The organism is Nocardia yunnanensis (assembly GCF_003626895.1).
GTDB classification, from domain to species: Bacteria; Actinomycetota; Actinomycetes; order Mycobacteriales; family Mycobacteriaceae; genus Nocardia; species Nocardia yunnanensis.
The window spans coordinates 6494363-6516596 of sequence record NZ_CP032568.1; the positions used below are offsets into that span (position 1 = coordinate 6494363).

Genomic DNA, 22234 nt, shown 5'->3' on the forward strand with positions numbered 1-22234 from the left:
GCAGACGCCATCGACACCCGCTCGACAGACAGATGAACTCGGTGTTGTTCCCCCGGCGGCAGCGTCCGCTGAAGTACCCACTGTCGTGACGCCTCCGCAGGCCGTGAGCTCGAATACCCATGCGGCCGACGATTTTCGCGGCACGGCAAATGTTCGCAGGTCAGCGCATCGAAATGGAAAATACCCACACCGAGGCGGTGTTTGGGATCCACTACCCCGGAAATTCCGCCCCGAGTAGACAGAATTCATGACCACCCGGAACCTGACCCTCGCCACAGCGGTCTTCGCGCTGACCTTCTGGGCGTGGAATCTCATCGGTCCGCTGTCGTCGAGTTACACCAAGCAGCTGGGACTCTCGCCCGGGCAGACCTCCCTGCTGGTGGCGACGCCGGTGCTGGTGGGTTCGCTGGGGCGGATTCCGGTGGGCGTGCTGGCCGACCGGTTCGGCGGGCGGCGGATGCTGGCGGTGATCTGCTTTCTGACCATCGTGCCGGTGCTGTTCGTCGGCCGGTCGAATTCCTTTGCCGGACTGCTGTTCTGGGGTTTCCTGCTGGGTGTGGGCGGCACCTCGTTCGCGGTCGGGGTGCCGTTCGTGAACAACTGGTACGAGCCCGCCCGGCGCGGGTTCGCCACCGGCGTGTTCGGTATCGGCATGGGCGGCACGGCGTTGTCGGCGTTGCTGACGCCGCGGCTGGTCGAGCATCTCGGGCGCGCGAGCACGCATGTGGTGCTGGCGGCGGCGCTGGCAGCCCTCGGCGTGATCGTGCTGCTGTGCGCGAAGGACGCGCCGAGCTGGCGGCCGGCCACCGAGCCCGCGCTGCCGCGGATCCGGGAAGCGTTGCGGCTCAGGGCAACCTGGCAAGGTGCGCTGCTGTACGCGGTCGCGTTCGGCGGGTTCGTGGCGTTCTCGACCTACCTGCCGACCGTGCTGCACAACGCCTACGAGTTCGCCCAGTCGGACGCGGGCATTCGCACAGCCGGATTCGCCATGGCCGGGGTGCTGGCCCGCCCGGTCGGCGGCATGCTGTCGGACAGGATCGGTCCGGTGCGCGTGCTGACCGTCGCCTTCGCGGGCGCCGCGCTGCTGGCGCTGGTGCTGGCCGTCGAGCCGCCGGCCGAGGTGCCGGCGGGTGCGGCGCTGGTGGTCATGGCGTTCTGCCTGGGTCTGGGCACCGGCGGCGTGTTCGCGCTGGTGGCGAAGCTGGTGGCGCCCGAGCGGGTCGGCACCGTGACCGGATTGGTCGGCGCGGCAGGCGGTCTCGGCGGCTACTTCCCGCCGCTGGTCATGGGCTTCGCCTACGGGCAACTCGGCGGATACGCCATCGGCTACCTGCTGCTGGCCGCCACCGCCCTGGCCGCTCTGCTCTACACCGTGACCCTGCGTCGCGCGGTGTCGCCCGCCCCCGACCGGACCGTCCGCTCCCGAACCGCGGCTCCGGCGGCGCACCGCTGATCCCACCGACGCCGGGTACCTCCCCGGGAAACCGCGGCCGCCGCACTCACCGGAGTGCGGCGGCTGTGGGCGTTGGATTCCGGCCAAAAGCGCGCCGGAATGACGGGGCTTCGACGTCAGCTGCTGGACGCGCCCGCGAAAGGGGTGGACAGCGGGGCGGAGGGGCGGCGATTCGGGTGCTGCCACAGACCTTTTCGCTCCAGGATCGGCAGGACGCCCTCACCGAACCAGTAGGCCTCCTCGAGATGCGGGTAGCCGGAGAGCACGAAGTGGGAGATGCCCGCCTTCGAGTATTCGACCAGCCGCTCGGCCACCTCGGCGTGCGAGCCGACCAGGGCGGTGCCCGCGCCGCCGCGCACCAGGCCGACCCCGGCCCACAGGTTGGGGGCGATCTCGAGGCGGTCGGTGCTGCCGTTGTGCAGCTCCGACATCCGGCGCTGCCCCTCGGATTCGCTGCGGGCCAGCGCGGCCTGGACGCGTTCGATATCGGCGGGGTCGATGCCGGCGAGCAGCTTGTCGGCCACCGCCCACGCCTCCTCGGCGGTATCCCGGGTGATGACGTGGATGCGCAGGCCGTAGTCGAGCTTGCGGCCGTGGTCGACGGCCAGCCCGCGAATCCAGTCCAGCTTGCGGCTGACCGCCAGCACCGGCTCACCCCAGGTGAGATAGGTGTCGGCGTAGCGCGCGGCCACCGGGCCGGCGGGGGCCGACGAGCCGCCGAAGAAGATCGGCGGGACCGGATCGGGCCGGTTGCTCAGCAGCGCGTTCTCCACGCGAATGTGCTCACCGGAGAAGGTGACCGGCTCGTGCGACTCCCACAGCGACCGCACCACGTGCAGGAATTCCCCGGTCCGCGCGTAACGGCTCTCCTTGTCGGCGAAGTCGCCGTAGGCGGCCTGTTCGAGCGGTTCGCCACCGGTCACCACATTGAGGAAAAGCCGTCCCTCCGAATGCCTTTGGAAGGTGCCCGCCATTTGCGCGGCCAGCGTCGGGCTCATCAGGCCGGGCCGCAGCGCCACCAGGAACTTCAGCGTCTCGGTGGTCTCCACCAGCATGGCGGTGGTCAACCAGGCGTCCTCGCACCAGGATCCGGTGGGGGTGAGCACCGCCTCGAAACCATTGGTCTCGGCCGCGGCGGAGATCTGGTTGAGGTAGTGCAGCGAGGCCGGCCGGTCACCCGACATGGGCGTGCCGTGCCCGCCGACCACGAGGCCGCGGGAGTCGCCGGAGGTGGGCAGGAACCAGTGGAACGACAAGCTCATTCGGGGACTCCTAGGAGTTGAATCGGTCGTTGAAGCGGGTGTCGATGAAGTCGGTGATCTTCACCTTGCCCGGGATCAGCTTCGCGTCGGAGAAGGCGTCGGCCACCTGCTGTTCGGCGGTGATGGTGGCGTCGTCGAGCGGATGATCCGCGAAATTCGCGCGATTGACCGCCAGCAGGGTCACGTCGTAAGGCACACCGGTGATGGCCGCGGACTGCTTGGCCCACTCCTCGCGGTGCCCGGTGATCCAGGTGTGGGCGCGCTGGATGCGGCCCAGCAGATCCCGCACGGCGGCGGCATTCGCCTTGTTGTCCAACGTCTTCGCGCCGGTCACCCAGAAGCTGTCGGGCTTGAGATAGCCGGCGCCGTCCACCAGCACCCGGTTGCCGCCCAATTCCGCCTGCGCCACATAGGGATCCCACACCGTCCAGGCGTCCACACGGCCGGTGGACAGCGCGGCCAGCGCGTCGGCGGGCTGCAGGTACTGCGGTTCGATGTCGCCGAAGGTGAGCCCGTTCTTGGTCAGCACCGACAGCAGGTGGTAATGCGCCGAGCTGCCCTTGGTGACGGCGATCTTCTTGCCGCGCAGGTCCTTCGGGTCCTTCAGCGCCGAATCCTTGGGCACCACGATCGCGCTGCCCGCCGCGCCGGAGTCGTACACTCCGGCGATCTTGATCTGGGATTTGGCGGCCGCCGCGAACACCGGCGGGGCGTCACCGACGCCGCCGAAGTCGATGGATCCGGCATTGATGGCCTCGAGCATGGGCGGACCGGCGGTGAAGGTCGACCATTCCACCTGGTAGGGCAGATCCTTGGACTGACCCGACACGTCCAGCAGGGCCTGCAGCGCCATGCCCTTCTGATCGCCGATGTGCAGGGTCACCTTGGACAGATCGACCGAACCGTCCGCGTTCACGCCCTTGGTGTCGTCGCCGCCGGACGAGCAGGCCGCCGTGACCAGGGCCGTGACGACCGCGAGGGCGGCGAGCAGGCGGGTGCGTTTCATTCGGTGCTTCCCTTCAATTGAACACCGTCTTCCAGGGTGACGCCCAGCTCGGCCAGCAATGCCGTGCGCAGGGCCAGGAATCCGGGATGGTCGCGCCGGCGCGGGCGCGGCAGGTCGATGGGGATTTCGCGGGCGATGCGGCCGTCGGCCAGCACCAGAGCGCGGTCGGCCAGCAGCAGCGCCTCGTCCACGTCGTGGGTGACCAGCAGCACGCCGGGCCGATGTTTGGTCCACAGGTCCAGCACCAGCTGGTGAATAGTGATGCGGGTCAAGGCATCCAGCGCGCTGAAAGGCTCGTCGAGCAGCAGCAGCTCCGGCTCCCGCACCAGCGCGCGGGCCAGCGACGCGCGCTGTGCCTCACCGCCGGACAGCGTGAGCGGCCATGCCTCGCCGCGCTCGGCCAAACCGACCTCGGCCAGCGCGGCTTCCGCTGCGGCCTTGGGGTTTTCGTGGCGCAGGCCCAGGGTGACGTTGTCGCGCACCCGCTTCCACGGCACCAGGCGCGGTTCCTGGAAGGCGACGGCCACCTCCCCGGCGACGGTCAGCTCGCCCTCGGTCCGGTCGTCGAGTCCGGCCAGGGCCCGCAGCAGCGTCGACTTGCCGGAGCCGGAGCGGCCGAGCAGGGCCACGAACTCGCCGGGCCGGATATCGAGGTCCAGCCGGTGCAGCACCCGGCGCGTGCCGAAGTCCTTGGCCAGCCCCCGGATTCGCACCACGGGACCCGCCGGGGTCACCGAGTCTTCGGTCAGTGTGTCAGGAAGCCGCGTCGCCATGACAGCGCTCTCCTCTCGATCGAACGGACCAGTGCGTCGGTGAGCAGACCGAGCACGCTGTAGACGAGCAGGCCGACCACGATCACGTCGGTGCGCAGGAACTCGCGCGCGTCGTTGATCATGAAGCCCAGGCCCGCATCGGCATTCACCTGTTCGGCCACGATGAGCGCCAGCCAGGCCACGCCGAGGGATTGGCGCAGCCCGACCAGGGTCTGCGGCAGCGCGCCCGGCAGCACGATGTGGCGGATCAGCTGCCAGCGGTTCAACCGCTGCACCTGCGCCAGTTCGGCGAGTTTGCCGTCCACGCTGCGGATTCCGGCGAAGGTGTTGAGATACAGCGGCACCGCGACACCGAAGGCGACCAACACGATCTTGGGCAGCTCACCGATGCCGAACCACAGGATGAACAGCGGGATCAACCCGTAGAACGGCAGCGTCCGCAGCATCTGCACGATCGGATCGACCAGGTACTCCCCCACCCGGCTCAGCCCGGAGATCAGCGCCAGACCGATGCCGGCGGCCGCGCCGATGACGAAGCCGATGGCGGCGCGCTGCAGCGACACCGAGATCGCCTTGGTGAGCGTCCCGTCCTTGACCAGGTCGATCGCGGTCTGCACCACGGTGACGGGGGATGCGAGCAGTCTTTCGGGCAGGACGCCGGTGGCACTGGCCACCTGCCAGATCACGACCAGCGCGACCGGCGCGACGAACCGCGCCAGCACGGATACGCTCGGCAGGCGCAACCGGGCCGCAGCGGGCCTGGCCTGCACGGCAATGGAGGACACGACAGCACCTCGGCACAACGGGGACGGGGACGGTGGCGGTCGAGGGCCATTTCTCTCGCAAGGCAAGAGATTCGCCCGCCACCTAGGCACAGTGCCGTTTCCGAACGGCCCGGTCACCGGTTGTAATCCGCGTGATTCTGGATTCGGCCACTTCCTCGGCTTGCCACAATGGATCCGCAGCGAGGAGCCAAGGACGCATGGACAGTCCGCATCACCCGCTCACCGTCGGATCCCGGTTCGGCCCCTATCGGCTCGACCGGTTGATCGGACGCGGGGGCATGGGCGAGGTGTACCAGGCCTACGACACGATCAAGGACCGCACGGTGGCCATCAAGGTGCTGCCGGAGCGGCTCGCCGAGGACGCGGTGTATCGGCAACGCTTCCAACGGGAATCGCATGCGGCGGCGAGGCTGCGCGAGGCGCACGTCATTCCGATCCACGATTACGGCGAGATCGACGGGCGGCTCTACATCGACATGCGGCTGGTCGACGGCGACAGCCTGCGTTCGCTGCTGCACCGGCACGGGCCCGGCACGCCGGCGGACGCGGTCGCGGTCGTCGAACAGGTCGCCGCCGCACTGGATGCCGCGCACCGCGACGGGTTGCTGCATCGAGATGTGAAGCCGGACAACATCCTGCTCACCCACGAGGGCTTCGTGTACCTGGTGGATTTCGGCATCGCGCAATCCGTCACCGACGAATCGCTGACCCAGGACGGCGGCGCGGTCGGCTCCTACCGCTACATGGCTCCGGAACGCTTCGCCGCCGGCGACATCGGTCCCGCCTCGGACGTCTACGCCCTGACCTGCGTCCTGTTCGAATGTCTCACCGGCACCCGGCCTTTCGCGGGCGGGAACGAGGCGCAGATCATGGGGGCGCACCTGTTCGACCCCATCCCGAAACCGAGCCTGGTCCGCCCGACCGTCCCCGCCGCCTTCGACGCAGTCGTGGCGCGCGGCATGGCCAAGGAGCCGGGACAGCGCTACGGCACGGCGGGTGAGCTCGCCGCGGCCGCGCGGGCCGCGCTCCCCGACCGGACCGGCGGGCGCACCTCGACGAATCCACCTGCGCCGCACCCGGAAATGATGGAGACGGTGACCGGGACCGGACGCGGCAACGCCTCGGACCCGGGGCCCGGCACCGGAGCAGAGGCTGTTAGCGGCCATCCGGCCGAGCCGGGCAGACGCGCATCGCGCACTCGCCGACGGCTCCGGAGACTGGCGGCCGTCGCGGGCGTGGCGCTGCTGGTCGCCGCGTCGCTGAGCTTCGCGGGCTGGGCCTATCGGCAGCACACCACACCGGGCAGACCGATCAGCGACTCGCTGACCTTGCAGCCGTCGGACATCGAGGTGCTCAGCATCGTGTCCGGGACCGGCTACCACCGGGCCAACTGCCTGCGCGCCGACTCGAACACCCAGGGCACGTCGTTCATCCTGTGCGATCCGAACCCGGCGGCCTCCGCCCCGGCCGCGCGCTTCTTCCGGTTCCGTACCGCGCAGGCCATGCACGACTACTTCACGACCACCTATCTGGGCGGGTTCGGGGCGACCAGTTGCCCGTCGGATCCGGCGGGCAAGGACGGGCCGCTGATGGCCAAGGGCAAGGAGGTGGGTCGCAAGGCCTGCTACGCCGACCGCAGCCTCGGTAAACCCGCCCCCGGCCTGGTCGTGACCGACGAGGCCGAGATGGTGCTGTCGGTCTATATTTTCGACAACCCGGAGCTGACGGCGCTGCGCGACTACTGGGCCAAGAACAACTGGGGCCGCCTCTCGTCACGCGAGAACAGCGGCGACCCGGACGTTTTCACCGACGACGACCGGAGCCTGTTCAAACACCTCAACGATCCGTACATCGCGCGCAACTGCCGCCACGCCGACCCGCCGCTCGGACCGACCGCCGCACTCGTCAGCTGCGACAACGCCTCCGACATGCCGTCGGTCACCTTCCTCGGGTACCACACCACCGAGATGGCGAAGACCGTGTACCAGGCCGATATCGGCCAGCTCTCGGGCCATTCGTGCACCGGCGGCGGCAGCAAGGACGAGGTGTGGAAACGCAACGGCACCCCGATCGGCCGCTACTTCTGCCTGACCGACACCACCGGCGAACTGCCGCACCAGGACCTGGTCGCGATCTACGAGGACCTGCACATCCTGGTCCAGCTGGACGGGGCTCCCACCGATCAGCCCACCACCGCACCCAAGACCGAGGGCGAGCTGGACGCGTGGTTCCAGAAGAACTTCACCAGTTAGCCATCGGTCATCGGACAGCGGGAAAAGTGGTGCCGGGTTCCCTCCGCAGCTGGGAACCCGGCACCGTGTCGGCACCGGTGTGGGCGGTAGCCGACGTTCGTGCGCGCCTCGCGGCGCGGGATCTAGAGACCGTCGCGGACGATGTCCACGGCGCGGGTGAGAATGCCCAGGCCGTGGGTGATCTCGTCGTCGGTGACGGTGAGGGGTGGCAGCAGTTTCACGACTTCGTCGCAGGAGCCGGAGGTTTCGACCAGCAGCCCGTGCTCGAAGGCGACCCGGCACACCTTGGTGGCCTGCGAGGCGTCCTCGAACACCAGGCCCTGCACCAGGCCGCGGCCCCGGGTGGAGACGCCGGTATGCGCGGCGGCCAGGGTGGCCAGGTGCCGGTGGACGCGCTCACCCTTGGCCAGGGTCGCGGTTTCGAGGCGATCGTCGGACCAGTAGTGCCGCAGCGCGACCTCGGCGGTCACGAAGGCCGCGTTGTTGCCGCGGAAGGTGCCGTTGTGCTCGCCGGGGGCCCATTGATCCAGTTCGCGGCGCATGAGCACCAGCGCCATCGGAAGGCCGTAGCCGCCAATGGATTTCGACAGCGTCACGATGTCGGGGGTGATGCCCGCGATCTCGAAGGAGAAGAACGGGCCGGTGCGCCCGCACCCCATCTGGACGTCGTCGACGATGAGCAGAATGCCGCGCACCGCGCACAACTCCGCGAGCTGGCGCAGCCATTCGGCACGGGCCACATTGACCCCGCCCTCGCCCTGCACGGTCTCCACGATCACCGCCGCCGGCTTGTCCAGACCCGACGAACTGTCGTCGAGGGCCCGGCGCATCCACGAAAGATCCTCGGGCTCCTCGAGATAGCCGTCGTAGGGCATCGGGGTGGCGTGCACCAGCGGGACGCCCGCGCCGGCGCGCTTGGCGGCATTGCCGGTGACCGACAGCGCGCCCAGCGTCATGCCGTGGAAGGCGTTGGTGAAGTTCAGGACGGTGGTGCGGCCGGTCACCTTGCGCGCCAGCTTGAGTGCGGCCTCGACGGCATTGGCTCCGGTCGGGCCGGGGAACTGCACCTTGTAATCGAGTCCGCGCGGGGTGAGGATCAGGTCCCGGAAGCTCTCCAGCAGACGGCGTTTGGCGACGGTGGACATGTCCAGCCCGTGGGTGATGCCGTCGCCGATCAGGTAGTCCAGCAGCGCCTGCTTGAGGACGGGGTTGTTGTGTCCGTAGTTCAGGGTGCCGGCGCCGGCGAAGAAGTCGAGGTAGTCCTTGCCGTTCTCGTCGGTGAGCCAGGCGCCGCGGGCGGTGTCGAACACGGTCGGCCAGGAACGGCAGTAGCCACGCACATTGGATTCGAGCGTCTCGAAAACGGTCGATTCGGCGATGGTCATCAGCGGTCCTCAGCGTCGCAACAAAGTGAAACGCTGATGTTTCTACCAGTCTGCCATCTGAAACGTGACTATTTTCGACAAATTTCGCGGCCGCCGGGGCCGTTTTGGCCGAACTCGGCCCGCGACACCGGCATTCCCGTACCGTCAACCTCTTGTGCGCGGCGACGTGGGGGTCTACTGGCAGCTGGTCAAGGCAGGGTTCCGCAGGCAATCGCACTACCGCCTCGCCATGCTGGCCGGACTGCTCACCAACCTGGTCTTCGGCTTCGTCCGGGCCGCGGTGCTCGGCGCGGCCGTGCACGCCAACCACGGCTTCGGCGGCTACGACCGCGGCACCATCGGGGTCTACATCTGGCTCTCGCAGGGCCTGCTCGGGGCCATCGCCTTCTGGACCCTGCCCGACATCGTCGACCGCATTCACACCGGCGACGTGGTCATCGACTTCCTGCGGCCCATCGACATCCAATTCGCGCATCTGGCCGAATATCTCGGGCGCGCGGGCTGCACGCTGCTGGCCCGGGCCGTGCCCAGCGTCCTGGTCGGCGTCGTCACCTTCGGGCTCGCCTTCCCGGACACCACCGGCCCCTATCTGCTCGGCGCGCTCAGCCTGTTGCTGGCCATGGCCGTGTCGTTCCTGTCGATGTTCGCGGTCAGCCTGGCCGGGTTCTGGCTCATCGAAACCCGCGGGCTGCGGGCGCTGCACATGATCCTGGGCACCTTCCTGGCCGGACTGTTCGCACCCTTGCATCTGTTTCCGGACTGGTTGCGCGCCATCGCCTACGCCACCCCTTTCCCGTCCATGCTGCAGTGGCCGATCGATGTGATCTCGGCCCGGACCACCGGCTGGGATGCCATGGAACTCGTTGTCGTGCAATGCTTCTGGTTGACGGTATTGGTCGGCGTCGGCCAGCTGCTGCTGCGTGCCGGACGCCGCAAGCTGGAGGTGCAGGGTGGGTGAGGCACGACCCGCACGGCTCACGCCCTACCGCGCCGTGCTGGGTTCCCGGCTGCGCGCCCAACGGGCCTACCCGGTATCGTTCGCCACGGATCTGCTCAGCGCCTTGCTGATCGGGCTGGTGGAGTTCGCCGAGATGTGGGTGATCTTCCACAATGTGCCGCGCCTGGGCGGGCTCGACCTCGACGGCATGCTGCTGCTGTTCGGGCTCAGCAACACCAGTTTCGCGGTCGCCGACATGATCGTGGGGCACGCCGACACTCTGCCCACCTATATTCGGCTGGGCCGGCTGGACGCGTTCTATCTGCGCCCTCAGCCGCTGCTGCTGCAACTGATGACCAGCGATATCCAGTTGCGCCGCATCGCGCGCATCGCGGTCGCCGCCACCGTGCTGGCGCTCGGGGTGACGCACAACGACATCGCCTGGACCGCACCGCACATCGCGTTGTTCGCGCTCACCCTGCTGTCCGGAATCACCATCTTCGCCGGGCTTTTCGTGTGCGCGGCCGGTGCGCAGTTCTTCCTCATCGACGGCGCGGAGCTGACCAATGCCTTCACCTACGGCGGGTCCTACGCGTCCATGCAACCCACCTCGGTGTTTCCCGCACCGATGAAACTCGTGTTCGGATTCCTGGTTCCGGTCGCCTTCACCTCGTATCTGCCCACCATCGCGCTGCTCGGCCTGCCCGGACCGGCGCTGCTGCCGAATTGGCTGGCGTGGGCGGCCCCGCTGGCGGCGCTGTGGGTGTGGACCGCGGCGCTGGTGCTGTGGCGACTGGGAACCCGGCACTATCAAGGAGGCGGCGGGTGACCGGTGCGATCATCGATATCGAGGGCCTGACAAGGACTTTCGTGCTCAGCCGCAAGGAGGGCCGCTGGCGGCGCAGGCGGGAACTGCTCACCGCCGTGGACGATATGAGCTTCCGCGTCGAACCCGGCGCGGCGGTCGGCTACATCGGCGCGAACGGGGCGGGCAAGTCCACCACCATCAAGATGATCACCGGCATCCTGGTGCCCACCGCCGGACGCCTGCGCACCTGCGGGCTGGACCCGGTCCGGCAGCGGCGGGAACTGGCCGGGCGGATCGGCGTGGTGTTCGGGCAGCGCTCGCAGCTGTGGTGGGATCTGCCGCTGCGGGAATCGTTCTCGATCCTCGCCGCCATTCACCGGCTGCCGCCCGGTCAGGCCCGCGCGCGCACGGACGAACTCGTCCAGCAACTGGAGATGGACGGCACTCTCGACACCCCGGTGCGGCAGCTGTCGCTGGGGCAGCGCATGCGCGCGGAGGTCGCGGCGGCGCTGCTGCACGCGCCGGAGCTGATCATTCTCGACGAGCCGACCATCGGCCTGGACGTGTTGTCCAAGCAGCGATTACGCGAGTTCCTGCGCTACGAGCGCGCCCAGCGCGGCACCACCCTGCTGCTCACCACCCACGACATGGGCGATATCGAGCGGCTGTGCGAGCGGGTGCTGGTCGTCGATCACGGGCGGCTGGTCTACGACGGATCGCTGACCGGGCTCGGCGCGACCGTCGGCGCGCAGCGGGTGCTGACCGTCGATCTGGCCGAACCGACCGCGGACCTGGCCGATCTGCCGGGCGCGAAACTGCTCGGCAGCGAGGGCGCCGGGATGCGGCAGCGGCTGGCGTTCGACACCGAGATCACCACTGCCGCACAGTTGCTCACGGCCGTCTCGGCGCGCGCGGAGGTCCGCGACCTCTCCATCGAGGAGCCCGATATCGAAGATGTGGTGCGCCGGCTCTACGAGGCGTCCGCCTCCGGCTCGCTCGCTTCCTGAGCACGCCGGTGAGCCGTTGTTCACCTCATTGTTTCCGCCACGACGCGGAGAACACATCTGCTTCTCACACATTGTGACCAGATTTGTCACAGCGCGCGGGTGCGAGGTCCGGCACGCCGGCTGATTGGGGAGACGGAGTGAAATTGCGTCCGGCGCGGGTGTTGCCATCGAGTAGCGCGAAGCTCACGCCCTACCTGGAACCGATTCGGCCCCGCACCATTCGGGCGCGGCTGCGCCGAATCCTCATCGTGTCGGTGGCGCTGGTGCTGGCGCTGCTGACCATTATCGTCACGCGCGAGGTGACCTCGTTTCGCGAGACCGGCGACACCGCCGACACGGTGCGGCTGGCGCTGGCGGTCCAGGATCTCGTGCACGAGGTGCAGCGCGAACGCGGCCTCACCAACGGCCTGCTCGGCGGTGACGCGACCGCGCGCACCGCGCTGGGCAATCAACGATTGGCCACCGACAGCGCACTGCGGGAACTCGAGACGACCCTGGACCGGCAGGCGCCGGGCGCGGACCTGGTGCGGACCGCGCTCACGCAGTTCTCCGGGGTGACCGCCACGCGCGGTGACGTGGACTCCGGGCGCGCAGACCGGTCAGCCTCTTTCACCTTCTACACCACCGCGATCGGCGCGCTCGTGCAGACCCGGCCCGGGCTCGACCACGCGCAGGACAGCCGGCTCTGGCGCGGCCTGCAGTCGCTGTACGCGCTCGGCGACGTCAAGGAGTTCACCGGTCAGGAACGCGGCTTCCTCAACGGCGTCTTCGCCGCGGGCGGCTTCGGGCCCGGTGAATACCTGAAGTTCCTCGACATTCGCGCCGCCAAACAGGCCGCGGTGACCGACTTCGAACGCGACGCCACTCCCGCCCAGCGCTCCCAGCTGTATTCGGCCATGCGCACCGACGCCGGCGCGCGGGCCGCCGACGCGGAGGCCACCGCCGTCGCCGCCGACCGCGGACCGCTCACCACCGCGGTCGATGCCGGCGACTGGTGGCGGGACATGAGCTCCATCATCGACGGCGAACGTGACGTGCAGCGCGGCATCGGCGGTGAGATCACTTCCCGCGCCAGCGAACTGCGCCGCGAGGCCGCGCTGCGGCTGGCGCTCTACGTACTGGCCGCCGCGCTGGCCATCGCCGTTCAGGTGGCGCTGGTGGTGTCGTCCGTGCGGGCCATCGTGCGACCGCTCGCCGAGCTGGCGGACGAGGCCGACCAGGTCGCGGGCCACCGGCTGCCGCAGCTCATCGCCGCCTGGCAGGACTCCGAGAGCGCCGACCCGGATCCCCCGGAACCGGTGCGCGTCGACGAGAGCGCCGGCACCGAGATCGCTTCGGTGGCGGGTGCGCTCGACCGCGTGCAGACCACCGCCTACGAACTCGCCTCCGCGCAGGCGCGATTGCGGCGCAACACCACCGAGTCGATGGCCAACCTGGCGCGGCGCAATCAGAACCTGGTGCGCCGCCAGCTCGGATTGATCAGCGATTTCGAACGCGAAGAGCTCGATCCCAGCGCGCTGAGCAATCTGTTCGAGCTCGACCATCTGGCCACCCGAATGCGCCGCAATGCCGAGAGCCTGCTGGTGCTGGTCGGCGAGTCCAGTCCGCGGCGCTGGTCCAAACCGATTCCGCTGACCGACGTCATTCGCGCCGGGCTCTCCGAGGTCGACGACTACCGCCGCGTGGTGCTGCGCCGGGTCGACGAGATCGCCGTCGCCGGTGCGCATGTCAGCGAGGTCGCGCACATGCTCGCCGAACTCATCGAGAACGGATTGTCGTTCTCCCCACCGGATCTCGAGGTGGAGATCTACGGCCGTCGGCTCGGCTCCCGCTACATGATCGCCGTCGTCGACCACGGCGTCGGCATGCCCGCCGACCAGCTCGCCACCGCCAATGCCCGGCTGCGCGGCCAAGCCGACTTCCTCGTCGCCCCCACCCGCTTCCTCGGCCACTACGTGGTCGGCCGCCTGGCCCAGCGTCTCGACGTCGAGGTCGAACTCACCGTCTCCCCCACCAGCGGCGTGGTCGCCCGCCTGCTGCTGCCGCCCGAGCTGCTCGGCGACCCGGCCGCCGAACGCCCCACGCCGCCCGAGGACGCCAAACACGCGGCGGGAGCGCAACTCCCGACCGTCGTGGACGCCATGCCCGAACCCAGCCGCGGCCGCCACAGCTCGGCGCGCCCACCCGCGGCCGACGACCACCGCGCCGACTTCGCGACACCGGCCGCGACCGACGCGGTGTTCGATACGACCGAGCGCCTGCCGGGCGGCCCGGCCACCGGCTCCTTCGCCATCCCGGCCGCCTCACCGGGCGCGGGGGCGGAGGTTTCGGGAGGTGTCCCGGAGGTGCAACGTACGCGAAACGGTCTCGTCAAGCGCAGCAGGAAGACTCGCGAGCACACGAGCACCCCACCGGGTGACGTACCGCCGGTCGAGCGGACCGCCGGGCCGCCGGCCGCGGACCGATCCCCCGATCAGGTGCGCAGCATGCTCGCCGGATTCCGGTCCGGGCATCGGCGCGGGCAGGACGAATTACCGAGAGCAGAGGAGACCATCGGGTGACGACTCACTACACCGACACCGATCCGCACACCTTCAACTGGCTGCTGGCCGACTTCGTGCGCTCCACCGACGGCGTCCGCGACGCCGTGGCCGTGTCCTCCGACGGACTGTTGATGGCCATGTCCGCGGGCCTGGACCGCTCCGCCGCCGACCGGCTCGCCGCCATCGTCTCCGGGCTCACCAGCCTCGGCCGAAGTGCTTCGCGCAGTTACGATTTCGACGGGCTCCGGCTGATCATGATCGAGATGGGACGGGGTTTCCTGCTGGTGTCGGCCATGACCAACGGCAGCTGCATCGGCGTGATCGCCGACAATGCCGCCGATGTCGGCCTGGTCGGCTATCAGATGGCGGTGCTGGCCGACCGCGCCGGCGCACTGCTCACCCCCGCGCTGATCTCCGAACTGCGGGAATCGTTGAGCCGATGAACGATTCGCACCGGCTTCCGGACGAGCGCATGATCGCGCTCACCCGCCCCAGCGGATGGTCCGGTGCCGCCCCATCCGAAAGCCCTTCCCGCGACCAGCGTTTCGCCGAAGCCGAGGAGCAGGTGGTGCGACCGTTCATGATGACCTCCGGCCGCACCACACCCCTGGTCGACGGGCTGCGCATCGAAACCCTGGTGCGCGCCGCGCCCGCCGCCCTGTCTGCGCCATTGCGCTTCGAACTCGAGCGCGTGGTACGACTGTGTCAGCGTCCGTGTTCCATCGCCGAAATCGGTGCCGCCCTGCGGGTTCCGATCGGAGTGGCCCGGGTGCTGGTCAGCGATCTGGTCTCCGCGGGCCACGTGTCGGTCGGCGGCACCGACGAACTCTCCACCGCCGCTCTGGAAAGGATCCGGGACCTTGTTCGCAACCTCTGACCACACCCCGCTGGCGTCCTCGGTGAAGATCGTGACCAGCGGCGGCTTCGGCGTCGGGAAGACCACCTTCATCGGCGCCATCTCCGAGATCGAACCGCTGGCCACCGAGGCCGCCATGACCGAAGTCTCGGTGGGACTGGACGATCCGGGCCTGGCGACCGGCAAGACCACCACCACGGTGGCGCTGGACTTCGGCCGCATCACCCTCGACCCCAGCCTGGTGCTCTACCTGTTCGGCACGCCCGGCCAGGAACGCTTCGAATTCCTGTGGGACGACCTGCTCGACGGCGCGCTGGGCGGGGTCGTGCTCGTCGATACCGGCCGGGTCGAGGACTGCTACCCGGTGCTGGACTTCTTCGAACAGCGCCGCACCCCGTTCGTGGTGGCGGTCAACCGGTTCGAGTCCGGCGCGCGCTTCGAGCTGGCGGAGGTGCGCGAGGCCCTCGACCTGGCTCCCGGCATCCATCTCATGGATTGCGATGCCCGCGACCGGGAATCGGTGAAGCGGGTGCTGGTGGCGCTGCTCGAGCAGATTCTGGAATCGCGGCGCGCGCCCGCGCTCGCCGTCTGACGAAAATCGCCCCGGGTGCCGGCGGCACCCGGGGCGATTGCCCGAAAACCCTTCGCGATTATGCGAAATCAGCGGCCGAAAGAGCCGGTCCACAGGGTGTTGAGGAGGCCGCCCAGGGCGGCGCTACCGGTGTTCAGAACGCCGTTCAGAGCAGCGGAACCAGTGTCGATGATAACCGGGATCATATGTCAACCTCTCTCTAGTGGACGCCGCCGTTCGGGATTTCCGCTCGGCGACGGGACCCACACTGCCCATCGACTCTTAGCCGAACCTTGCCTGTAGCTGAGACGTAGCTAAGACGGGGTGTGTGCCCTGCCACATGAGAGAGGACCGTCCAGTCCCTACTGCGGGGGCGTGGCGCCCGCCGAATAGAGACTGACGTCGCCGTCCTCGCCGAGGAAGGCGTTGACCAGCATCGTTCCGCTGGAACGCAATTCGTCGGGCGCCGGCGCGGCGGTGGTGATGGAGATCTGCGGGAGCGCCGCCCAGTTCACGACAAACCGATCAGGCGGTCCGTTGTCGTCCGAGAGATGCGCGAGACGGAACACCGACACCGTCCGGCGAACTATGAGATTCCGGACGACTTCGGCAATTCGCTCGGGGTCTTCCAACGCGAACATGAAACCGAATCGCAGCTCCGGCGAAGACGCGTATGCGGGCACGAATATCGAGGCTAACCGACTACGGCGCGTCGCGCGCCCGGCGCGCCGCACGAATAGCTCCTCAGAAGCCCGCGCGCACGCCGCCGCGGGCGGCTGGGCTCGCGACGGTCGAGCTCAGCCCTCGAACCTGTCTCACCTCCGGCCCGCAAAGGTGTCGATCAACCTGCAACCGCCGCGGCCACGTGACCGTCTTGTAATGCTGTATAACGATTTTCAGGCAGCTTCGGCGATCACGCGCCCGATGGTTGCGCCCCTCCGACTATCGCGCTTTCCTGAATATGTCCCGCATTATCGGACAGTCTTCTCACCGCATCGTCGCGGATTTCCCGGTTACTTCACCGTGTCGCTGGTGGTGGGCTGTTGCGTTCCGGGTGCGGGGCTGCGCCGGAGCCGAGGGGAGCCCCTCCCCGAAACCCCCTCGGCCCTGGCGCATCCACACATGCGACGGCCCGAGGGTGGGAATCATGGCAACCGACTACACCGGAGCGGGATTCGGGGGTGAGCTCCCCTCGCCGGCAACGCTGTTGCGCGCCTTCCGGGAACCGGTCGACCCCGCCCGTCGCGATCACGACGTGCTCCAATCAGCCCACGAACTGGCGCTCTGCCACGAACAACGCGATCGAGCCCTCGAGGCGGCGCATGCCGCCGACGCCACCCCCGACGATGTCGCCGACTGGACCCACCACATAGACAAGATCGACATGCGCCGCGAGGAACTGGTGGCCCGCATCGACGACTGGGTCGCGGCCAATATCCCGCACCGCGCCGGCGCCTCGCTGCACACCGAGACCCTCGGCGCGGTGATCGACCGGATGGCCGCGAAATGGGTTGTCGCGCAACGGGCTCTGGGAAACAACGATGGCTCCGAGCCCGCGCGCGTTTCGAAAGCGGCCGACGGGAGAACTCGGCGACGGGCGGTCGCCCACCGCATCAGCGAGGACCGGCCCCGCCGGAGCGTGGATCCGGAGGCGCACCTGCAGTGGTACCGGCTCGCCGAGCTCGCCGACGGCTACAAGGATCTGATCACGGAAGTCGCCCAGCATCGGCGGCGACTGCCCACCTGGTGAGCCCCAACTCTCGGGGGTGCTCTCATGGGCTTCGCCCCTGAAACCCCAGGAGAATTCGTGGGGGCTTCGCCCCCACACCCCCCTCATTCCGGGCGGAGCTCCACCGGCACCCCGCGCGCCTAGCGCGGGTCGATGACCTCGGCGTCGATGACGTCCTGGTTCACGCGCTCGCTCGCGACCGGCTTCGTTGCCGAATTATCTTGGGCGGGGGCGGGTTCCGGGGTGTCGTCGAACTCGTCGAGGTCGTCGGCCAGGCTCTCGGCCGTGGCGCGCTGGGCGGCGGCGTCCTGCTGGGCGGCGGCGGCGGCTTCGCGCATCTCGATGGCGTCGGTGATCCAGTCACCGATTTCGCGGGTCACCTCGGCGACGGTGCCGGTGATGATCGAGGCGATATTGCCGACGTGCCGTGCTCCGGACGACGTCAATTCCTGGATCAGATCCTTGTTGCTCTCGAATTTGGAAATCATTCACACGCCCACTTCTTTTGGCGACGCTGTGGTCGGCTGGACCCGGCGCATCACGATAACACCGGCCTGCTGTGAATTCTTGACCAGGAACGGCGGCAGCGCCAGCTTGAACAGCTTCCCCCAGACCGAACCGATCTGCTTGGCGAAGCGGCCGGTGTTGTAGGGCAGGCCGTGCTTTTCACACAGCGCCTTGACCTCGGGCGCGATTTCCGGGTAGCGGTTGGCGGGCAGATCCGGGAACAGGTGGTGCTCGATCTGGTGCGACAGGTTGCCCGACATGATGTGGAACAGCTTGGAACCCTTGATGTTCGCCGAGCCCAGCATCTGGCGCACGTACCACTCGCCCTGCGTCTCCTCGGCGCACTCCTCCTGGGTGAACGTCTGTACGCCGGTCGGGAAGTGCCCGCAGAAGATGATCGAGAACGTCCACAGGTTGCGCACGATATTGGCGGTGAAGTTGGCCGTCAGGGTGGACAGGAACAGCGGTCCGGTCAGCGCCGGGAACACCACGTAGTCCTTGAGCACCTGCCGGCCGGCCTTGCGCATCTGGCCCTTGACCAGCGTCTTGATCTCGCTCCAGGACTTCTTGCCCCGCACGATGTTCTCGACCTCGAGGTCGTGGCCCATCACGCCCCACTCGAAGGCCACCATGAGGATGAACGCGTAGAGCGGATTGCCCAGCCGCAGCACGTTCCAGCTCTGCGCCTCGTCCACGCGCAGAATGCCGTAACCGATGTCGCGGTCCATGTCGAGGATGTTGGTGTAGGTGTGGTGCATGTAGTTGTGCGAGTGCCGCCACTGATCGCCCGGGCAGACCGTATCCCATTCGAAGACACGGGAATTCAGGGTCGGCTCCCGCATCCAGTCCCACTGGCCGTGCATGACGTTGTGGCCGATCTCCATATTGTCGAGAATCTTGGAGATGCTCAGCGCGGCCACGCCGGCCAGCCAGAACGGCGGCAGGAAGCCCAGGTAGAGCAGACCGCGCCCGGCGATCTCGAAGCCGCGCTGGGCGCGGATGACGTTGTAGATGTACTCGCGGTCGCCGGCGCCGAGATCCTCGGTGATGCGGGCGCGCAGGGCGTCGAGCTCGCGGCCGATCTCCTCGACCTGTTCGACGCTCAGTACGAGCGGACCCTCGGTGGTTTCGGTCAGAATGGCCATTGGATTCCCCTTTTCAGATGGTTTTCAGATGGCGATGTCGACGTCCCCGACGGGGGCGCTGATGCAGAGCTGGATGGGCTGGTCCGGATCGCTGTCGAGCTCCCCGGTGCGCAGATTGCGGGTGCAGCCGCTGCGCTTGACGGCCGTGCAGGTGAAGCAGATGCCCATGCGGCAGCCGTACTCCGGGCTCAGGCCCGCGGATTCGGCCTGCTCGAGCAGGGTTTCACCACTGTTCTCGGCGACCACGCCGCTGCCGGAGAAGGTCAGCTTGCCCTCGGCGTCCTCGGGGTTCACCACGGCGGTGGCCAGCGTGAACTCCTCGCTGTGCAGCCGATCGCCGAGCTGTTCGGCCTCATAGACGGTGCGCACGGCGGCCATCAGGCCGGGCGGCCCGCACAGGTAGGTCTGGGCGCTCGGGAACCAGGGCGCGAGCGCCTCCAGCTCGTCGTAGCCGAAGTTGGCGTGCCGCTGGGTTTCCGGATAGCGGAATTCGACCCGGACATTGCCGTGCTGCATGGCGATGGCCTCGAGCTCCTGGCGATGCGGGACGTATTCCGGAGAACGGTTGTAATGCAGGAACAGGATCTCGCCCCGGTAGCCCTCGTTGGCCAGGGTGCGCAGCATCGACAGCACCGGCGTGATGCCGCTGCCACCGCTGATCAGCACGATCCGTTCGGGCCGCGGCTGCGGGAGGTGGAAGACGCCCGCGGCGGGTTCCAGGTCCACGACCATGCCGGGAATCGCGTTCTCGTGCAGGTGGTTCGAGACCAGGCCGTGCGGGTGCGCCTTGATGGTGAGTTCGATGTGCCGGTCGCGCCGGGTGTCGGCGTTGACCGGCGAATAGCAGCGGGTGTGGCGAACGCCGTCGATCACCACGCCGATCTGGATGTATTGCCCCGCGATATGCCCCGACCACTGCCGGCCCGGCTTCAGCGTCAGCGTGACCGACCCGACGGCGCTGCGGCGCACGTGGGTGATCTCCGCACGCATCGAGCGGCGGGTCAGGGTGGGCCGGACCAGCTCCAGGTAGCGGTCCAGCGGATGCGGGGTGGTCATGGTCTTCGACACGAGGTCGAGTAGTCCGACCATGTGAGCCTCCTGGATTTCGGTGCACATCTGTACACTGAGTTAGTGTGCCGGGTGAGGCCACCTCAGTTCAACCGGCAGTTCGTGTGACCCACACGACATCTCGCGAATGGAACGAATGTGAACGCATGTATGGTGATCGAGATGAGCGAGCAGGCAGCTACCCGAGGCGAGCGCAAGGAGCGCACCCGCACCGCGCTGCTCGACGGCACCCTCGCCCTGGCCGCCGACCGCGGCTTCGCCGCCCTGTCGCTGCGGGAGATCGCCCGGTCGGCCGGCATCGTGCCGACCGCGTTCTACCGGCACTTCACCTCCCTGGACGAACTCGGCACCACGCTCGTCGAGGCCGGGGTCCGGCAATTGCGGCTGGCCCTGCGGGAAATGCGACGCAAACCGGATGCGGCGCTGGCCGACACCGTGCGCTTCGTCTTCGAGCAGGTGGACGGCAAACGGGATCTGTGGGGATTCCTGATCCGGGAACGCCATGGCGGTTCGGCGGCATTGCGCGGGGCCATCTCGGTCGAAATGCAGCTCATCGAACGGGAATTGGTGGTCGACCTGTCGCGGGTGCCGGTGCTGGACTCCTGGTCACCCGATGATCTGGAACTGGCCGCGGACCTCATCGTCTCGACGGTCGCCGATCGGATAGCCGATTATCTGGTCGCCGAAACCCGGGAAAGCGCGCGCATCGTGGAGCGGGCGGTGCTGCAGGTGCGGCTCATCGCGCTCGGCATGGGCGTCTGGCGGCCCTGATCGGCCGAATTCAGCGGCCGCGCACGTCGTTTCCGCGCACCGGCAGCAGCAAGAACAGGCCGACGATCAAAACCAGCAGCAGGCCGACGATTCCGGCCCGCTCGGTGCCGAAGGCCCACACGAAGAAGCCGAAAAGGGTTGGGGCGAGGAAGGACACGGCCCGGCCCGTGGTGGCGTAGAGGCCGAACAGCTGTCCCTCGCGTCCCGGCGGGGCCAGCCGGGCCAGGAACGAGCGCGCCGAAGCCTGTGCGGGGCCGACGAATACGGTCAGCACGAGGCCGAAGATCCAGAACATGAGCGGTCCCGACAGCACCAGCAGGAACGCGCCCGCGACGATCATGCCGGCCAGCGCGGTCACGATCACCGCCTTGGGGCCGACGCGGTCGTCGAAGCGGCCGCCCACCAGGGCGCCCATTGCCGCAACCACATTCGCGGCGATGCCGAACAGCAGCACATCCGAATCGGCGATGCCGTACACCCGCACCGCCAGGATCGCGCCGAAGGTGAACACCCCCGCCAGCCCGTCCCGGAAGACGGCGCTGGCCAGCAGGAATCCGACCGTGCGGCGATCCTCCCGCCACAGCTCGCGGACATCACGCCACAGGATGCGATAGGAGCGCGGGAACGACCGGACGGGCACGGCGGCCCCGGGATCCGCGGCGGTCCGCGGCACCTCGGGGACGTAGGCGAACAGCGGCACCGCGAATCCCGCGAACCACACCGCCGCGAGCACCGCCACCAGCCGGATGTTCAACCCGTCGTCGATCGGCACCCCCAGCACACCGCGGTAGTCCCCCTTGCCGGCGATGAACCCGACGTAGCACATCAGCAGCAGGAGGATGCCGCCGAAATATCCCATGGACCAACCGAATCCGGAGATCCGCCCCACCGTGGCGGGCGTCGAAACCTGCCGCAGCATGGCGAAGTACGGCACGTGCGACAGCTCGAACGCCGCCGACCCCACCGCCAGCAGCACCAGCCCCACCCACAGATAGTGGTAGTCCTCGCGCACGAAGAACATGCCCGCCATCAGCACCACCGTGATCGCCGTCAAAATACCCAGCGCCACTTTGCGTTTCGCCGTCGCGTCGAACCACTGCCCCGCCACCGGCGCGGTCACCGCCACCACCAGCCCCGCCGCCCCCAGCGCCCACCCCAGCCACGCACTGGCCGAAATCCCGCCCGGCAGCCCCGCGCCCACCTTGTCGGTCAGATAGACGGAGAACACGAACGTCAAGATCACCGCATTGAAAGACGCCGCCGCCCAATCCCACAGCCCCCACGCCAGCACCGGACCCCGCCCGGTCGCCTGCCCCACCGCCACGGTCCCCGCCTCGACCCCCGAGCCCTCGCTCATGCAGCGCAGAGTACTGACC

The 22234-nt window shown here is 68.5% G+C and carries 20 protein-coding genes and 1 pseudogene; 11 read left to right on the plus strand and 10 right to left on the minus strand.

Going from position 1 to position 22234, the window contains the following annotated elements:
* The first annotated feature begins 247 nt into the window (after window positions 1–247).
* Window positions 248–1453, plus strand: coding sequence for an MFS transporter (locus tag D7D52_RS30455; RefSeq protein ID WP_120741876.1), 1206 nt, complete (start codon window positions 248–250; stop codon window positions 1451–1453).
* Window positions 1454–1569: 116 nt separating this feature from the next.
* Here D7D52_RS30455 and D7D52_RS30460 read toward each other — a convergent pair whose 3' ends face one another.
* From D7D52_RS30460 to D7D52_RS30475, 4 genes are read right to left on the minus strand one after another with little or no spacing between them, the layout of a single operon-like run.
* Complete coding sequence (locus D7D52_RS30460) at window positions 1570–2715, minus strand: LLM class flavin-dependent oxidoreductase (RefSeq protein WP_120741878.1); 1146 nt, start codon at window positions 2713–2715, stop codon at window positions 1570–1572.
* A 10-nt stretch (window positions 2716–2725) separates the two neighbouring features.
* Complete coding sequence (locus tag D7D52_RS30465) at window positions 2726–3721, minus strand: ABC transporter substrate-binding protein (RefSeq protein WP_120741880.1); 996 nt, start codon at window positions 3719–3721, stop codon at window positions 2726–2728.
* Window positions 3718–4494, minus strand: a complete 777-nt coding sequence (locus D7D52_RS30470) for an ABC transporter ATP-binding protein (protein ID WP_120741882.1) — start codon at window positions 4492–4494, stop codon at window positions 3718–3720. The genes D7D52_RS30465 and D7D52_RS30470 overlap by 4 nt, the downstream gene beginning before the upstream one ends.
* The gene (locus tag D7D52_RS30475) at window positions 4467–5279 is read right to left on the minus strand and encodes an ABC transporter permease (protein ID WP_187703053.1); all 813 of its coding nucleotides are present in this window, start codon (window positions 5277–5279) and stop codon (window positions 4467–4469) included. Before D7D52_RS30475 ends, D7D52_RS30470 begins: the two co-directional genes overlap by 28 nt.
* A 197-nt stretch (window positions 5280–5476) precedes the next feature.
* Between D7D52_RS30475 and D7D52_RS40210 the strand changes: the two genes are divergently transcribed.
* A complete protein-coding gene (locus tag D7D52_RS40210; RefSeq protein WP_120741886.1) occupies window positions 5477–7531 on the plus strand; it encodes a serine/threonine-protein kinase in 2055 nt (684 codons plus the stop codon).
* 122 nt (window positions 7532–7653) lie between these two features.
* On the opposite strand, the gene ectB is transcribed toward D7D52_RS40210, so the two are convergent.
* Complete coding sequence (gene ectB, locus D7D52_RS30485) at window positions 7654–8916, minus strand: diaminobutyrate--2-oxoglutarate transaminase (protein ID WP_120741888.1); 1263 nt, start codon at window positions 8914–8916, stop codon at window positions 7654–7656.
* Between the two features lie 154 nt (window positions 8917–9070).
* Here ectB and D7D52_RS30490 point away from each other — a divergent pair, with 154 nt between their 5' ends.
* The 7 genes from D7D52_RS30490 to D7D52_RS30520 all read left to right on the plus strand — a co-directional run bounded on the left by D7D52_RS30490 (window position 9071) and on the right by D7D52_RS30520 (window position 15659).
* Window positions 9071–9874, plus strand: a complete 804-nt coding sequence (locus D7D52_RS30490; protein WP_246023397.1) for an ABC transporter permease — start codon at window positions 9071–9073, stop codon at window positions 9872–9874.
* Window positions 9867–10682 (plus strand): ABC transporter permease, encoded by an 816-nt coding sequence (locus tag D7D52_RS30495; protein WP_120741890.1) that lies wholly within the window; start codon window positions 9867–9869, stop codon window positions 10680–10682. Before D7D52_RS30490 ends, D7D52_RS30495 begins: the two co-directional genes overlap by 8 nt.
* 104 nt (window positions 10683–10786) lie before the next feature.
* Entirely contained in the window at window positions 10787–11668 is an 882-nt protein-coding gene (locus D7D52_RS30500) for an ABC transporter ATP-binding protein (protein WP_425464697.1), read from the plus strand.
* 137 nt (window positions 11669–11805) lie between these two features.
* A complete protein-coding gene (locus D7D52_RS30505) occupies window positions 11806–14229 on the plus strand; it encodes a sensor histidine kinase (RefSeq protein WP_246023399.1) in 2424 nt (807 codons plus the stop codon).
* Window positions 14226–14654 (plus strand): roadblock/LC7 domain-containing protein, encoded by a 429-nt coding sequence (locus D7D52_RS30510; RefSeq protein WP_120741894.1) that lies wholly within the window; start codon window positions 14226–14228, stop codon window positions 14652–14654. The genes D7D52_RS30505 and D7D52_RS30510 overlap by 4 nt, the downstream gene beginning before the upstream one ends.
* Window positions 14651–15088 (plus strand): DUF742 domain-containing protein, encoded by a 438-nt coding sequence (locus D7D52_RS30515; protein ID WP_120741896.1) that lies wholly within the window; start codon window positions 14651–14653, stop codon window positions 15086–15088. Before D7D52_RS30510 ends, D7D52_RS30515 begins: the two co-directional genes overlap by 4 nt.
* Window positions 15072–15659 (plus strand): GTP-binding protein, encoded by a 588-nt coding sequence (locus D7D52_RS30520; protein ID WP_425464583.1) that lies wholly within the window; start codon window positions 15072–15074, stop codon window positions 15657–15659. Before D7D52_RS30515 ends, D7D52_RS30520 begins: the two co-directional genes overlap by 17 nt.
* Window positions 15660–16000: 341 nt before the next feature.
* On the opposite strand, the gene D7D52_RS30525 is transcribed toward D7D52_RS30520, so the two are convergent.
* Window positions 16001–16372: a hypothetical protein gene (locus D7D52_RS30525; protein ID WP_246023401.1), complete on the minus strand. Its 372-nt coding sequence runs from the start codon at window positions 16370–16372 to the stop codon at window positions 16001–16003.
* A 413-nt stretch (window positions 16373–16785) separates the two neighbouring features.
* Here D7D52_RS30525 and D7D52_RS30530 point away from each other — a divergent pair, with 413 nt between their 5' ends.
* Window positions 16786–17388: a DUF4254 domain-containing protein gene (locus D7D52_RS30530; RefSeq protein WP_120744583.1), complete on the plus strand. Its 603-nt coding sequence runs from the start codon at window positions 16786–16788 to the stop codon at window positions 17386–17388.
* 283 nt (window positions 17389–17671) lie between these two features.
* Here D7D52_RS30530 and D7D52_RS40445 read toward each other — a convergent pair.
* The 3 genes and pseudogenes from D7D52_RS40445 to D7D52_RS30545 all read right to left on the minus strand — a co-directional run.
* Window positions 17672–17855, minus strand: a pseudogene (locus tag D7D52_RS40445) (hypothetical protein); the annotation flags it as partial.
* Complete coding sequence (locus tag D7D52_RS30540) at window positions 17856–19019, minus strand: fatty acid desaturase family protein (RefSeq protein ID WP_120741904.1); 1164 nt, start codon at window positions 19017–19019, stop codon at window positions 17856–17858.
* A gap of 24 nt (window positions 19020–19043) precedes the next feature.
* Entirely contained in the window at window positions 19044–20108 is a 1065-nt protein-coding gene (locus D7D52_RS30545) for a ferredoxin reductase (RefSeq protein ID WP_120741905.1), read from the minus strand.
* A gap of 141 nt (window positions 20109–20249) precedes the next feature.
* On the opposite strand from D7D52_RS30545, the gene D7D52_RS30550 reads away from it, so the two are divergent.
* Entirely contained in the window at window positions 20250–20858 is a 609-nt protein-coding gene (locus D7D52_RS30550) for a TetR family transcriptional regulator (RefSeq protein ID WP_120744584.1), read from the plus strand.
* Between the two features lie 10 nt (window positions 20859–20868).
* On the opposite strand, the gene D7D52_RS30555 is transcribed toward D7D52_RS30550, so the two are convergent.
* The gene (locus D7D52_RS30555; protein WP_120741907.1) at window positions 20869–22215 is read right to left on the minus strand and encodes an MFS transporter; all 1347 of its coding nucleotides are present in this window, start codon (window positions 22213–22215) and stop codon (window positions 20869–20871) included.
* Between the last annotated feature and the right edge of the window lie 19 nt (window positions 22216–22234).

What these genes read in the sequence shown, in the direction of transcription:
- D7D52_RS30455 (WP_120741876.1), top strand. Translation starts at nt 248, where the DNA reads ATGACCACCCGGAACCTGACCCTCGCCACAGCGGTCTTCGCGCTGACC.
- D7D52_RS30460 (WP_120741878.1), bottom strand. Translation starts at nt 2,715, where the DNA reads ATGAGCTTGTCGTTCCACTGGTTCCTGCCCACCTCCGGCGACTCCCGC.
- D7D52_RS30465 (WP_120741880.1), bottom strand. Translation starts at nt 3,721, where the DNA reads ATGAAACGCACCCGCCTGCTCGCCGCCCTCGCGGTCGTCACGGCCCTG.
- D7D52_RS30470 (WP_120741882.1), bottom strand. Translation starts at nt 4,494, where the DNA reads ATGGCGACGCGGCTTCCTGACACACTGACCGAAGACTCGGTGACCCCG.
- D7D52_RS40210 (WP_120741886.1), top strand. Translation starts at nt 5,477, where the DNA reads ATGGACAGTCCGCATCACCCGCTCACCGTCGGATCCCGGTTCGGCCCC.
- ectB (WP_120741888.1), bottom strand. Translation starts at nt 8,916, where the DNA reads ATGACCATCGCCGAATCGACCGTTTTCGAGACGCTCGAATCCAATGTG.
- D7D52_RS30500 (WP_425464697.1), top strand. Translation starts at nt 10,787, where the DNA reads ATGAGCTTCCGCGTCGAACCCGGCGCGGCGGTCGGCTACATCGGCGCG.
- D7D52_RS30515 (WP_120741896.1), top strand. Translation starts at nt 14,651, where the DNA reads ATGAACGATTCGCACCGGCTTCCGGACGAGCGCATGATCGCGCTCACC.
- D7D52_RS30530 (WP_120744583.1), top strand. Translation starts at nt 16,786, where the DNA reads ATGGCAACCGACTACACCGGAGCGGGATTCGGGGGTGAGCTCCCCTCG.
- D7D52_RS30540 (WP_120741904.1), bottom strand. Translation starts at nt 19,019, where the DNA reads ATGGCCATTCTGACCGAAACCACCGAGGGTCCGCTCGTACTGAGCGTC.
- D7D52_RS30545 (WP_120741905.1), bottom strand. Translation starts at nt 20,108, where the DNA reads ATGGTCGGACTACTCGACCTCGTGTCGAAGACCATGACCACCCCGCAT.
- D7D52_RS30550 (WP_120744584.1), top strand. Translation starts at nt 20,250, where the DNA reads ATGAGCGAGCAGGCAGCTACCCGAGGCGAGCGCAAGGAGCGCACCCGC.
- D7D52_RS30555 (WP_120741907.1), bottom strand. Translation starts at nt 22,215, where the DNA reads ATGAGCGAGGGCTCGGGGGTCGAGGCGGGGACCGTGGCGGTGGGGCAG.